The organism is Enterococcus hailinensis (genome assembly GCF_045862035.1).
Lineage (GTDB): Bacteria > Bacillota > Bacilli > Lactobacillales > Enterococcaceae > Enterococcus_A > Enterococcus_A hailinensis.
The window spans coordinates 154,449-167,035 of record NZ_BAAFRV010000005.1; the positions used below are offsets into that span (position 1 = coordinate 154,449).

The 12,587-nt window shown below is 37.4% G+C and carries 14 protein-coding genes; 13 read left to right on the forward strand and 1 reads right to left on the reverse strand.

Going from position 1 to position 12,587, the window contains the following annotated elements; genetic code table 11:
- The first annotated feature begins 42 nt into the window (after positions 1–42).
- From cmk to ACKTSC_RS05925, 8 genes are all read left to right on the forward strand, one after another.
- Positions 43–714: a (d)CMP kinase gene (cmk, locus tag ACKTSC_RS05890; protein WP_332581014.1), complete on the forward strand. Its 672-nt coding sequence runs from the start codon at positions 43–45 to the stop codon at positions 712–714.
- A 145-nt stretch (positions 715–859) separates the two neighbouring features.
- Entirely contained in the window at positions 860–2,080 is a 1,221-nt protein-coding gene (rpsA, locus tag ACKTSC_RS05895; RefSeq protein WP_332581013.1) for a 30S ribosomal protein S1, read from the forward strand.
- Between the two features lie 321 nt (positions 2,081–2,401).
- On the forward strand, positions 2,402–3,712 hold the full coding sequence (gene der, locus ACKTSC_RS05900) for a ribosome biogenesis GTPase Der (protein WP_407857097.1): 1,311 nt from the start codon (positions 2,402–2,404) through the stop codon (positions 3,710–3,712).
- A 220-nt stretch (positions 3,713–3,932) separates the two neighbouring features.
- Positions 3,933–4,208 carry an HU family DNA-binding protein gene (locus ACKTSC_RS05905; RefSeq protein ID WP_332581011.1) on the forward strand — a complete coding sequence of 92 codons (276 nt, stop codon included), beginning with the start codon at positions 3,933–3,935 and terminating at the stop codon, positions 4,206–4,208.
- Between the two features lie 174 nt (positions 4,209–4,382).
- Positions 4,383–5,018, forward strand: coding sequence for a hypothetical protein (locus tag ACKTSC_RS05910; RefSeq protein ID WP_407856067.1), 636 nt, complete (start codon positions 4,383–4,385; stop codon positions 5,016–5,018).
- A gap of 110 nt (positions 5,019–5,128) precedes the next feature.
- Entirely contained in the window at positions 5,129–6,172 is a 1,044-nt protein-coding gene (locus ACKTSC_RS05915) for a hypothetical protein (protein WP_407857119.1), read from the forward strand.
- On the forward strand, positions 6,173–7,420 hold the full coding sequence (locus tag ACKTSC_RS05920) for a tetratricopeptide repeat protein (protein WP_332581313.1): 1,248 nt from the start codon (positions 6,173–6,175) through the stop codon (positions 7,418–7,420).
- A 14-nt stretch (positions 7,421–7,434) separates the two neighbouring features.
- Positions 7,435–7,980, forward strand: a complete 546-nt coding sequence (locus ACKTSC_RS05925) for a YpiB family protein (RefSeq protein ID WP_407857098.1) — start codon at positions 7,435–7,437, stop codon at positions 7,978–7,980.
- Positions 7,981–8,018: 38 nt separating this feature from the next.
- Here ACKTSC_RS05925 and ACKTSC_RS05930 read toward each other — a convergent pair whose 3' ends face one another.
- The gene (locus ACKTSC_RS05930; protein ID WP_332581311.1) at positions 8,019–8,909 is read right to left on the reverse strand and encodes a YitT family protein; all 891 of its coding nucleotides are present in this window, start codon (positions 8,907–8,909) and stop codon (positions 8,019–8,021) included.
- 309 nt (positions 8,910–9,218) lie between these two features.
- Here ACKTSC_RS05930 and ACKTSC_RS05935 point away from each other — a divergent pair, with 309 nt between their 5' ends.
- The 5 genes from ACKTSC_RS05935 (at position 9,219) to ACKTSC_RS05955 (ending at position 12,486) form a co-directional block, all read left to right on the forward strand.
- On the forward strand, positions 9,219–9,569 hold the full coding sequence (locus ACKTSC_RS05935; RefSeq protein ID WP_407857099.1) for a nucleotide pyrophosphohydrolase: 351 nt from the start codon (positions 9,219–9,221) through the stop codon (positions 9,567–9,569).
- On the forward strand, positions 9,566–10,783 hold the full coding sequence (locus ACKTSC_RS05940) for a CCA tRNA nucleotidyltransferase (RefSeq protein ID WP_407857100.1): 1,218 nt from the start codon (positions 9,566–9,568) through the stop codon (positions 10,781–10,783). Before ACKTSC_RS05935 ends, ACKTSC_RS05940 begins: the two co-directional genes overlap by 4 nt.
- Positions 10,780–11,142, forward strand: a complete 363-nt coding sequence (locus ACKTSC_RS05945; protein WP_407857101.1) for a thioesterase family protein — start codon at positions 10,780–10,782, stop codon at positions 11,140–11,142. The genes ACKTSC_RS05940 and ACKTSC_RS05945 overlap by 4 nt, the downstream gene beginning before the upstream one ends.
- A 72-nt stretch (positions 11,143–11,214) precedes the next feature.
- The gene (locus tag ACKTSC_RS05950) at positions 11,215–11,667 is read left to right on the forward strand and encodes a hypothetical protein (protein WP_407856061.1); all 453 of its coding nucleotides are present in this window, start codon (positions 11,215–11,217) and stop codon (positions 11,665–11,667) included.
- A 243-nt stretch (positions 11,668–11,910) separates the two neighbouring features.
- Complete coding sequence (locus ACKTSC_RS05955) at positions 11,911–12,486, forward strand: MarR family winged helix-turn-helix transcriptional regulator (RefSeq protein WP_407857102.1); 576 nt, start codon at positions 11,911–11,913, stop codon at positions 12,484–12,486.
- Positions 12,487–12,587 lie beyond the last annotated feature (101 nt).

The window sequence follows — 12,587 nt, forward strand, 5'->3', positions numbered from 1 at the left end:
ATCATTTATGATTACGGCTTATTTATTGGAAAGAGGTAAAGTATGGAGAAAATTTCGATTGCCATCGATGGGCCAGCATCGTCTGGTAAAAGTACGGTGGCTAAAATACTAGCTAGCGATTATGGATTTATTTATGTTGATACTGGAGCGATGTATCGTACGATCACTTATTTGGCGATCAAACATCACGTCGCATTTTCAGATGAAGATAAATTAGCGCAATTAGCAATTGATTATCCAATCACTTTTAAACAATCTGCTCATGGCCAACTGGTCTTTGTTGATGGTGAAGATGTCACAATGGCAATTCGTCAGCCTGACGTGACCGCAGCTGTTTCTGAAGTTTCGGCCCGCGGAAAAGTTCGTGAAGAATTGGTAGAAGCACAACGTAAATTGGCAAAAACCGGCGGTATCGTAATGGATGGACGCGATATCGGAACAACGGTATTGCCAGCAGCAGAAGCCAAAATTTTTCTGGTTGCAAGTGTTGAAGAGCGAGCACAACGTCGCTATAAAGAAAATCAAGCAAAAGGTATCGAGATGGATTTTGATGCGATCAAAGAAGCAATTGCTAAACGTGATTACTTAGATTCTCATCGGGAAGTATCACCGCTTATTCAGGCAGAAGATGCCATATTAGTAGATACGACAGGAATGTCGATCATCCAAGTAGTTGAAAAAATTAAAGCGATCGTCACAGCAAAAGGTTTTTAAATTATTAACATTTTAGACAAATAAAGCGAATTTCTACTAATTTTTAGAAAAAAAGAAGAAATCGCTTTATTTTTCGTGTGTATTATTTTAGAATAGACTATGTAGTGTATTTTATGAAGAATTGTTGGTTAGGAGGACAAACGACATGACAGAATTAGAACGAAATTCAGTGGAGAACGAAAGTGTTTCCATGGAAGCAGCAATGGAAAGTGTGCACGAAGTTCAAGTTGGCGATATTGTTAAAGGTGAGGTACTTGCCTTAGAAGACAAACAAGTGATCGTTGGTATTGAAGGTGCGGGAGTGGAAGGTGTTGTTCCTGCAAAAGAACTTTCTACATTACCTGTTGAAGATATCAATGATGAAGTCAAGGTTGGCGATATTCTTGATTTGGTCGTTATCTCTTCTATCGGAAAAGATAAAGAAAACGGTAGCTATCTTCTTTCTAAACGCCGTTTAGATGCGAAAAAAGTTTGGGAAGATATCGAAAAAGAATACCAAGATGGCAATATCATCGAAGCGCCAGTAACGAGTACTGTTAAAGGTGGGTTAGTGGTTGATGTGGGTGTTCGTGGTTTCGTCCCTGCTTCAATGATCGATGATCATTTTGTAGATGATTTCTCAGTGTATACTGGTAAAACATTGAAATTCAAAATTATTGAAATCGAACCTTCTGAAAATCGTTTGATTCTTTCTCACAAAGCAGTTGTTGCTGCTGAAAAAGCTGAGAAGAAAAAAGACCTTTTAGCTGATTTATATGAAGGACAAGTAATTAAAGGACAAGTTGCTCGTCTGACTGACTTTGGTGCTTTCGTTGATTTAGGCGGAATCGATGGCTTAGTACATGTTTCAGAAATTTCACACAGCCACGTGGCGAAACCGGCAGATGTTTTAAATGTTGGTGACGAAGTAGAAGTTCAAGTTCTTTCTGTCGATCCTGATAAAGAACGTATTTCATTATCAATCAAAGCAAACTTGCCTGGACCATGGACAGATATCGAAGAGAAAGCTGCTCCAGGAACGGTTCTTGAAGGAACAGTTAAACGTTTGACTAGTTTTGGTGCTTTTGTTGAAATCTTCCCTGGAGTAGAAGGTTTGGTGCATATCTCACAAATCTCTCACAAACATATTGCGACTCCGCACGAAGTATTGCATGAAGGCGATCAAGTCCAAGTCAAAGTCTTAGAAGTACACCCTGAAGATCATCGTGTTGCTCTTTCGATCAAAGCTTTAGAAGAAAAACCTGAAGAAGCCAAAGAAGAGCCAGCTGAAGAAGAAGCGTATGAATTACCAGAAGAAAATACTGGTTTTACAATGGGCGATATCTTAGGCGATGCGTTGAAAGATGATTCAGACGCTAACGAATAATCATGATCGAGAGCAGACCAGTTTACTGGAATGCTCTCTTTCTTTGCTATTTTACTAAAATATCAAAGAGTATCTAAAACCTTCTTATGAAAATGGCTCCTTCTCTTGCCAGAAGGAGTTTTCTTAGTTAAACTAAGGAGAATTTGAAAAACGATGCTAGTCCAACTGTTTGCGATGTATTTACGTGCTATAAGTATGAGTCAAATAGTAGGTCTATAGCTATAATCTAATACGGATAGTTGGATGTTATATGCTGAAGAGCATCAGATTTATTTTTCATAAGGGAAAATAAATACATTAAGAGGAACGAGGAATCAAGTTATGTCAAATCCTACAATTGCAATCGTTGGTCGTCCAAACGTTGGTAAATCAACATTGTTTAATCGAATCGCTGGAGAGCGAATTTCAATCGTCGAAGATACACCGGGGGTAACCCGTGATCGGATCTATGCTAAAGGTGAATGGTTGGGCCATGAATTTTCAATCATTGATACTGGTGGTATCGATATCGTTGATGAGCCCTTTATGGAACAAATCAAGCAACAAGCACAAATCGCTATTGATGAAGCAGATGTTATCTTGTTAGCAGCTAGTGGTAAAGAAGGTGTCACGGATGCCGATGAAGCTGTTGCTAAAATTTTATATCGAAGCAACAAGCCAGTTATTTTGATGGTCAATAAAGTAGATAATCCTGAAATGCGTAATGACATTTATGAATTTTACGCTTTAGGATTAGGTGATCCATACCCTGTTTCTGGTAGTCATGGATTAGGTTTAGGTGATGTATTAGACGAAGCAGTCAAACATTTCCCAACAGATAATGAAGAAGAAGAAGATGAAACAATCAAATTTAGTTTGATTGGCCGCCCAAATGTCGGTAAATCTTCATTGATCAATGCCATTTTAGGAGAAGATCGCGTGATCGTTTCTGATATTGAAGGAACAACTCGAGATGCAATCGATACAAAATTTGTTGGCGAAAGTGGACAAGAATTTACAATGATCGATACAGCTGGTATGCGTAAACGCGGGAAAGTTTATGAAACGACAGAAAAATATTCTGTGATGCGTGCAATGCGTGCGATTGACCGTTCGGACGTCGTATTAGTGGTATTAAATGGTGATGAAGGTATTCGCGAACAGGACAAACGAATCGCCGGCTATGCGCACGAGGCAGGCCGTGGGGTCATCATGGTTGTAAATAAATGGGACTTGGTCAAAAAAGATACAAATACCATGAAAAAATTTGAAGAAGAGATTCGCGAAGAATTTGCCTATTTAGATTACGCGCCAATCATTTTTGTATCAGCAATGACGAAACAACGTTTGAATAAGATTCCAGCAATCATCGAAGAAGTCAGCATGAACCAAAATCTTCGTATCCCTTCATCTGTATTGAATGATATCATCATGGATGCTGTAGCAATCAATCCGACACCAACGGATAAAGGAAAACGTTTGAAGATCTTCTATGCAACGCAAGTCGCTGTGAAACCGCCGACCTTTGTTGTTTTTGTAAATGAAGAAGAGTTGATGCATTTCTCATATGCTCGTTTCTTAGAAAACCAAATCCGTAAAGCTTTTGAGTTTGAAGGAACACCAATCAAGATTATTCCACGTCGTCGAAAATAGAGTATTTTATCATACTTTTATTTTAGTGACAACAGATTTCACTGAAACCTAAAACCAACAAGAATTTTAGTGGATTAATCGCCAAAACCCTTGCTATCACTAGGTTCATATGCTATCGTTATAAAAGAATATTGACCAAATCAATATTTCTTACTAATTACTGGACCACTCAGTGATTAGTCGATGTTTATACATCATGTCTCAGGAGGTGAATTCATTCATGGCAAATAAAGCAGAATTGATCGAAAAAGTTGCAGCAGCTACTGACTTAACTAAGAAAGATGCTACAGCAGCAGTTGACGCTGTATTTTCAACAATCCAAGAAGCATTAGCTGACGGAGAAAAAGTACAATTGATCGGCTTTGGTAACTTTGAAGTACGTGAACGTGCGGCCCGTAAAGGACGTAACCCACAAACTGGTGAAGAAATCGAAATCGCAGCAAGCAAAGTACCTGCATTTAAACCAGGTAAAGCATTGAAAGATGCTGTTAAATAATTTGGTTGCTAAAACCACTGTGTCACTAGACACAGTGGTTTTTTGTTCTCTCATCAAAACAGTTATTTTTTGTAACATTCATTCTTATTAATAAATCGTATTCTTTTATTTTACGAAAAGCCTTACATAAGATAAAATTAAGTAATAATAAAAAATAGAAATGAGTGGGATGCGATGTCGGAAGAGCGATTGTTTTATGTTGAAAAAAATGATTCATGGCAAACATATGCGTTTCTTGAGAGCAGACAAAATGATATTCAATGGCATGCGGGCTTTTTAGATGCACAGGCGCTATTGGCCCAAGAAGAAAGTCGAAGCCAACGTCGCAAATTTACAGCCTTGATTGTGGCTGTTCCAGTTGTAGTCCTTGGATTAATCGTGGGAGTCTATTTTTATGGCCCGGGTGGAGAGCCGGTGATCCCGCAACGTGAGGTAACGTTGAATACAACGATTACCAGCTCAGCAGTAGGTACTGAACAGTCTGAGACAATCGATACGTCTAGCGTTGGGCAAGTCCTCGTTACACCATGGGGAGAACAAGTTACTGTATTAAGAGTTTTATCTAATGGCGAACATGTCATCAATGAGAATGCTACACAGTCTGACTTGAATGGCGATGGTATTTTGACGTATGAAGAATTATCTAAAGTACAAGAAGAAGCAAATCAAGGTCAAACCAATCAGCAACAGTCGCCGCAAGACTATAATACAGTCGTTCAAAATTATCCTGAACAACCAGAAGTAATAAATGATGGAACAAACCAACAAAATAATTCGACTCAGGTTATTTATCAGCAAGGACAACCTTGATCCTTACAATAATAAAGATTCAAAATGTCTAACTGCCTTTCGCCGAATTGTTGCGGGAGGTTTTTTAGTAGTATAAAATGAATTTGAGGGGATGTGATTGGTTGAAAAAAGTGTATCAATATCATAAAAAAGCGACCTGCATCACCTATGGCGAAACAATTGCATCGATGCTGCGCAAAAAAGATTTAGCCAATAAACAAATTCTTTTTTGCGGTAATCAGCGTTACTATGATTTATACGCTGAAAAGTTACGACAATTTGTTCCGTCGTCAAGTACACATGAATGGTTCATACTAACGAATAATCGCTATTGCAATACCATGGATAATTTTCAAGAATTAATTTATTTTCTCGAACGTTTCAGCCGACAACAAGAATTAATCATCTTTAGTCTTGGGAATGAAGGTGTAATGGAGCTCTTGGGGTTTGTCCAGCATGTGACAAAGTTCAAATCCGAACTATGTTTTTTACCAGTGTCTCTACGCTCTTTTGCTCAAACATTGACATTTTCTCAACAGATCGTTTCATCAGAAACAGTAGTGAGTATTATGGAAGTGGAAGAAGCGCCAGCCAGCATTTTATTTGATCCAACGCTAGCTAATCAGCAGACGACTGGTAAAATGATTGATCTTTTAACATTGATTCGTTGCGGGATCGTATGTGAATATTCCTTTTTACAAAATCTTTATCAAAATTTTCCGAGTCGAGAAGCGCTATTGCAACATTCTTTTGCTGCATATAGTGATACCGTAATCCAATATTATCAATCTAATAGTGAAGCTATTCAAAACTTTGGCAAGACATTTGAAAAGGCCTTTTTCCAAACAGAAAATGGTTCTTTATTATCAAATAGTATGAAAATGATGTTCGGATTGCTATTTGAGCTTGCTTGGAATATCGAATCAAGCGAACTTCATTTCAATTTTAAAAATTTTATGATATGGTTGGTGCGATTAGGTTTTCCTATCGTGATTCCACCGGCGGTTTCCCTAGCTGATTTTGGCCAACAAGTTATCAACTTAGCTAAAGAAAAACCGTTGAGAGGCTTAGCAAAAATTGGTGGAATCGGAATAGAAAAAATACCGACTCAAAAAGAATTGCTTCAAACATTTGAAGTGTATCAAAAAATCGTTACAGAGATCAGGGGAGAATAAATGTCAAGTTACAGTGAAAAAATGCTCACAGCATTAAGAAATGAAGATTTAACCGAAGCCAATCTAATGTTTGAGGAAGCTCTGAAAAAAGATGATCCAGAAATATTAGCAAGTTTAGCTGGCGAATTACAAGCAATCGGCTTTTTAGATGAAGCCAAACGTATTTTAGCAAAACTCTCCGTTGATTTTCCTGAAGAAGATGTATTTAACCTTTCATTGGCAGAAATTGCGATTGAAAATGATGATATCGATAGTGCCTTTGAATATTTGGAACGAATCCAACCAGAGAGCGAAAATTATTTAGAGAGCTTATTAGTGACTGCTGATCTTTATCAAGTTTTAGGAATTCCTGAAGTCAGTGAAGCAAAACTTTTGCAAGCCAAAACGATCGCACCAGAAGAACCATTGATAACATTTGCCTTAGCCGAACTACACTTTACTGCGAACCAATTAGGTGAAGCCATCAATGATTACTCGCAATTGCAAAAAGAAGGCATTGATGAGATTGCGAATATCTCGATTGATGAACGAATTGGTTCTGCGTATAGTATGATGGGCGGTTTTGAAGATGCGATTCCATTTTTAGAACGTGCGTTAGAAAAAGAACATACTTCTGACCGTTTATTCCAAACAGGTTTTACGTATTATCAATTGCATGATCATCAAAAAGCGATCAATTATTTGCAAGAGTTGATTACGTTAGATCCAGAATATCAAAGCGGCTATTATTATTTAGCGGAAAGCTTGAAAGAAGAAGAATTGCTTGAAGAAGCGTTATCTGCTGCTGAAGCTGGAATCAAAGAAAATCCTTATCAAGTAGAATTGCTGCATCTAGCTTCTGAGATTGCTTATCGTTTAAGAGATAGCAAAAAAGCGGAAGAATTGTTGCAACAAGCTCTTGAAACCGGAGATAAAACAGATGAAACATTATTGACTTTGAGTAATCTGTATTTGAATGAAAATCAACCAGATAAAACAATCGAAATGATTAGTCAAATGGATGAGGAAGGCAATCCTTATGCATCATGGAATTTAGCGCAAGCATATGATGAACTGGAAGATTACGCCGCCGCAGCTACTTATTATAAGCAGGCCCATGAAGATCTAGCCCATGAACCAGATTTCTTAAAAGCATATGGGATTTTCTTACGGGAAGATGGTCAAATTGAATTGGCGAGAACAGTATTATTGAGCTATTTAGAATTAGAACCAGGAGATTTAGAGGTGTTATCATTATTAGAAGAGTAGAGAGGTGAGGAAATATGATCGATGTAGCTGAAAAACGTGATTTTCTCGTTTGGCTGATCAATAACGTAAGCTTTCCGAGAAGAGAAATAATTTGGATTTTAAACTATCTAATCAATCATGAAGCAATTTTAAGAAATGTTCATATTGTGGAACAAGCATTGACTACGAAACGTGGTTTAGTTTTTCGTGATAGTACGCAAGATGAAGAACCGATGATGTTCAATGTAGAAGGCCATCAGTTTTCCAATAGTGATCAAATTTTCCACGAGATTCGTCTACATTGGCAACAACCTTTATACTTAGAATGTGTGTTTCCTAATTCTTGGCAAAATGCTCAATACCTATCTGTTTTAGAAGATAATCCAGCGATTCCTTGGAATGATAATGTTAGTGAAGAAATCGTGATGGAAGTTGAGAATTTTTTGAAATATCAAGAAAAAGAAGCTAAAATCGATTTGTTGAAAAAACAAATTGATTTGGCGCTAGAAGATGGAGACCGGGAAGCCTTTCTTTATCTAAGTGATGAATTGAACCGATTGAAACTAGCTTTACACGAATAAAAACAGCCCGTCTCTCTTGTGAGAGACGGGCTGTTTTTTTATGAAGTGCGCTTTAGTTTAAAACGCCGACGTTGAGGTTTTAAGAAGGTAAAACCCTCACCATCCACATCATGAACATTTGTGATTGAAATAAATGCTTTTTCATCGATTGAATGAACAATTTTTTTGACCTCATTGATCTCTTGAGGTGATACTACGATATAAACGATTCGTTTCAATTCAGAAGAAAAACCGCCTTCGCCATGAAGATAAGTCACACCACGTTCCAAATGTGACATCAATAATTCAGCAATCACGTTGTTTTCATTAGAAATAATCATAACACCTTTGGCTGCGTAACCGCCGGAAGAAAGAACATCGACAACTTTGCTGAAGACGAATGAAACGATCAGTGTGTACATCATTCGTTTTAAATCTAAATAGGTCAATGAACAAATCAAGACAATAATATCAAAAACAAGTAAAGACTTACCCATTGTAAAGCCAAATTTTTGTTCCAATATTCGAGCAACGACATCGGCACCACCAGTTGTTCCACCATTGCGATAGACTAAGCCGCTGCCAAAACCCGCGACTAAACCAGCTAAGATCGATACGATAAATAAGTCGTGATCTAAATTGATTTCGATTGTAACCCGTTGCCAGATCCATAAGAAAACAGATAAACTGATCGTTCCTAAAATGGTGTAATAAAACGATCGCTTCCCTAAAATTTTTCCACCAATCAAAATCAAAGGAATATTGATGATCAATGTAGTATAAGCAGGATCGATTCCAAATAATGCCCGAATGATCAAGGTGATCCCAGTAACACCACCTTCAGCTAAATCATTTGCGATATTTAAGTAAACCAATCCAAATGCATAAATTGCTGTCCCAAATAGGATAAATAAAATCTCTTTGGCCCTTGTAGCCATCGTCGTCTCCATACGACACCTCCTGATTTAATAATTGGAATAATTTTTCTGATGAAAAATTAAAAATAAATCAAATGCCGGATGCCTTTTTCTGTGTGACTGATTATTTTTTTAGTAAATAAGTTTTTTGAAATAATCAACAGTTTAGTAATTTTATTTAAAATTGCAGAGGCTGTTGGTAAAGTATGTCATATTCGGCAGAGCGAGTCGGTGGCATTTTCAAAATTCATCCTTATCCAACATAGCATGAAATTTCAAGAGTTACAACATCATGATAGGAAACAAATCTGTTTTTTGATAAGATAGGTCTGAGGTGATTTGATGAATCAAAAGACAATGAAAATCATGCAGCAAGAAGTGGACGAATACATCCAACAATTTAAAGCAGGTTATTTTTCTCCTCTAGGACAAATGGCTCGCTTAACTGAAGAAGTTGGAGAGTTAGCACGCGAGGTCAATCATTATTATGGCGAAAAAGCAAAAAAAACAACTGAAAAAGCAAATACAGTAGAAGAAGAATTAGGTGATGTGTTATTTGTAACCATCATCATGGCCAATTCTTTAGGGATTGATTTAACGGAAGTTTTTGATCGGAATATGGAAAAATTCAATCAAAGAGATCGCTATCGTTTTGAACGCAAAGATGGATTGACAGAGGGAGACGGAAAATGAGATTAGAAACATTACCACTAGAATTTCAAGGGGCTATGCCGATCTTGAGAACTTTACAAGAAGCAGGATACGAAGCGTATTTTGTCGGCGGAAGCGTGCGAGATATTCTACTGAATAAACCGATCCATGATGTCGATATCGCAACGAGCGCTTTTCCAGCAGAAGTCAAAGAATTGTTTCATCGTACGATCGATGTCGGTATCGATCATGGGACAGTAATGGTCGTTACTAAGGAAGAAACGTATGAAGTGACGACCTTTAGAACAGAGTCAACCTATCAGGATTATCGCCGCCCTGATCATGTGGAGTTCGTTCGTTCCTTAAAAGAAGATTTAAAACGTCGTGATTTTACGATCAATGCTTTAGCCGTTGGTATCGATGGAGAAGTCATCGATTTATTTGATGGGTTAGCAGATTTGCGGAACAAAATTTTGCGAGCTGTAGGCAATCCACATGAACGATTCCATGAAGATGCGCTTCGAATGATGCGGGCCTTACGTTTTGTCAGTCAGTTAGGATTTACAATGGAGCCTCAGACCTTTGAAGCCATTCGCGAGTATCATTCTTTGCTAGCAAAAATCTCTGTGGAACGAATCAATGTAGAATTTGTCAAATTAATGATGGGGTCTTTCCGAGAAGCTGGATTACGTTCTTTTGTTGAATCTGAATGTTATATCTATTGTCCCGGGCTAAGAGAGTCTGGTGAAAGTTTACTAGCTTTTGCTGATTTGAAGGGTCCAGCAATTCCGACAGAACGTCAAGCGTGGGCATTACTGATGTCACGCCTCAAACTGACGCCAGAAGATATTCGCAAATTCATGAAAGAATGGAAATGCTCCAATCAATTAACAAAAGAAGTTATCCAAATGGTTCCGGCATTAGAGTTTCGTTTGGCTTACGAATGGGATAATTGGTCACTTTATCAATTAGGAAGAGAATTGGCCTTATCTGTAGAATATTTATTACAATACTTTGATCATGAACCAAACTTAGAAAAAGTACGTTTACTTTATCAAAATCTTCCTATGCATTCGTTGAAGGACATGGCTTTGAAAGGCAACGATTTGATGGCTCATTTTGATTATCCTCGTGGTGCTTGGATCAGTTCGGCATTGCATGCGCTAGAAAAAGAAGTAGTTGAAGGCAGATTGAAAAATAATTCCGAAAGTCTGTTAGCTTTTGCAAAAATATTTTTAGAAAAGGAGATGGCATGAGCACATTCACGAAAGAGTATGTAGTAACCTCTGATCAAACGGCTCTTGCAATGGGATCTGGTGATTTAGAGGTGTTGGCGACACCGGCTTTAGTAGCTATGATGGAAAATTGCAGCAAAGAATTGTTAAAGAGTTATTTGACGTCAGAACAAACGAGTGTAGGAGCTGCTATAGAGGTGAAACATCTAGCTCCATCGAAAGTAGAAACAGTTATTAAGATTACGGCAGAAATCATTAAACAAACGGAACGAAAAGTTTTATTTTCAATTCAGGCTTTTCAACAAGAACAGTTGATCGGTAGTGCATCACACTGCCGAGTTGTTGTAGAAAAAGCAACTTTTCTAAAAAAAATGAAGTAAGAGCACAACATGTGACCGTTTACTCAAGGTGTGCTACACTTATTTTTAGATTAGTAGTGAGGAGAATGTAGAATGGCAAGAGAAATGACAGCGTTAAAATTCTATTTCCGCAATGGAGAAACTTGGACAATTGGTCGTCGTTACATCGGTGATTTGTGGATCAAACAAATTACCACTAGCTTTGGTAGAATCCACGGTAGCGAATTTGTTGAGATTCATCCTTGTGCAGGCTTTAAAATCGAAATCTATCAAGAAGGCGATCATGTTCAAACCTCTGATATCAATTTAGGTGGCTTAGAACTTGGTATGTTTGAACGCGCACGTAAATTTGAAGATATCGAAAGAATGGAAATCATCTATCGTGCAGGTCATCCGGATTCTGTTTATTTCCCTTATAAAGATAAAGACACTGAAGGGTTAGATAATGTCTATCAATCAACAAAAGTTTCTGAAAAAACTAAAAGTCTATACATCGTTATCGATCCGACTAAAACAGTTGATGATGTTTACGGTGAAAATTTCTAAAGCAGCTAAAAACGAGACAAAAGTAGAAAATACTTTTGTCTCGTTTTTTTATAAGTTCCTAATCATGAACGTCAGCTTTTGCAATAATTATCAGCGCGTAAATAATTTCTAATGTTAGTGCTTCTTAAAATAATTAAGCAATTGTTAAGGTACCAGATTAATTTTGCTTTTACGCTTGTATTTTTATTAAGGTACCTGTATTATATATTATATAAGGTACCTTAATAAAAGGAGAGATTACTTATGGAAAATCAAATGAATGAACAATTTATGAAATTGCAACATGATCTACGTCGTTATTACCATCGTCAAATGGCGAAAAATCAAACATTTGGAGCTCATAGAGGTCAAGGCCGAGTTTTAGCACTTTTAAAAATGAACCCAGAAATCAGTCAAAAAGATTTAACGTTTGTTTTAGGCATGCGTCCTCAATCAGTCGGCGAATTATTGCAAAAGTTAGAAGAGAAAGAATTTATCACTCGCGAAGCATCTGAAGAAGATCGTCGCGTAATGATTATTCGGTTAACAGAAATTGGAAAAGCAGAAGCAGAAAAACTTTCAGAGACACCTGATTTTGGTGAAGATTTATTTGCTGAATTTACAGATGAAGACAAACAAGAATGGACACGTTTAGTAGATAAATTAAGTGAAACGTTAAAAAAACAATTAGGTGAAGAAAACACAGAAGATTTCTTCGGTGGAGGCCGCGAAGCTAATGGTCATCATGGGCATGGTGGACCACACGGATTCGGCGGTCCCCATGGACACGGTCCATTTCATGGGCATCATTTTGAAAATTTTGGCGGTTGCAACTGGTAATTTGCCGATAAATCAAATAATTATTGAGAAAGCCATCAAGGAAAATTTCCTTTATGGCTTTTTTTTGTTACAATAGCTTAGAGAAATTTTGAGGATGGTTC

What these genes read in the sequence shown, in the direction of transcription:
- cmk (WP_332581014.1), top strand. Translation starts at nt 43, where the DNA reads ATGGAGAAAATTTCGATTGCCATCGATGGGCCAGCATCGTCTGGTAAA.
- rpsA (WP_332581013.1), top strand. Translation starts at nt 860, where the DNA reads ATGACAGAATTAGAACGAAATTCAGTGGAGAACGAAAGTGTTTCCATG.
- der (WP_407857097.1), top strand. Translation starts at nt 2,402, where the DNA reads ATGTCAAATCCTACAATTGCAATCGTTGGTCGTCCAAACGTTGGTAAA.
- ACKTSC_RS05905 (WP_332581011.1), top strand. Translation starts at nt 3,933, where the DNA reads ATGGCAAATAAAGCAGAATTGATCGAAAAAGTTGCAGCAGCTACTGAC.
- ACKTSC_RS05910 (WP_407856067.1), top strand. Translation starts at nt 4,383, where the DNA reads ATGTCGGAAGAGCGATTGTTTTATGTTGAAAAAAATGATTCATGGCAA.
- ACKTSC_RS05920 (WP_332581313.1), top strand. Translation starts at nt 6,173, where the DNA reads ATGTCAAGTTACAGTGAAAAAATGCTCACAGCATTAAGAAATGAAGAT.
- ACKTSC_RS05925 (WP_407857098.1), top strand. Translation starts at nt 7,435, where the DNA reads ATGATCGATGTAGCTGAAAAACGTGATTTTCTCGTTTGGCTGATCAAT.
- ACKTSC_RS05930 (WP_332581311.1), bottom strand. Translation starts at nt 8,909, where the DNA reads ATGGAGACGACGATGGCTACAAGGGCCAAAGAGATTTTATTTATCCTA.
- ACKTSC_RS05935 (WP_407857099.1), top strand. Translation starts at nt 9,219, where the DNA reads ATGAATCAAAAGACAATGAAAATCATGCAGCAAGAAGTGGACGAATAC.
- ACKTSC_RS05940 (WP_407857100.1), top strand. Translation starts at nt 9,566, where the DNA reads ATGAGATTAGAAACATTACCACTAGAATTTCAAGGGGCTATGCCGATC.
- ACKTSC_RS05945 (WP_407857101.1), top strand. Translation starts at nt 10,780, where the DNA reads ATGAGCACATTCACGAAAGAGTATGTAGTAACCTCTGATCAAACGGCT.
- ACKTSC_RS05950 (WP_407856061.1), top strand. Translation starts at nt 11,215, where the DNA reads ATGGCAAGAGAAATGACAGCGTTAAAATTCTATTTCCGCAATGGAGAA.
- ACKTSC_RS05955 (WP_407857102.1), top strand. Translation starts at nt 11,911, where the DNA reads ATGGAAAATCAAATGAATGAACAATTTATGAAATTGCAACATGATCTA.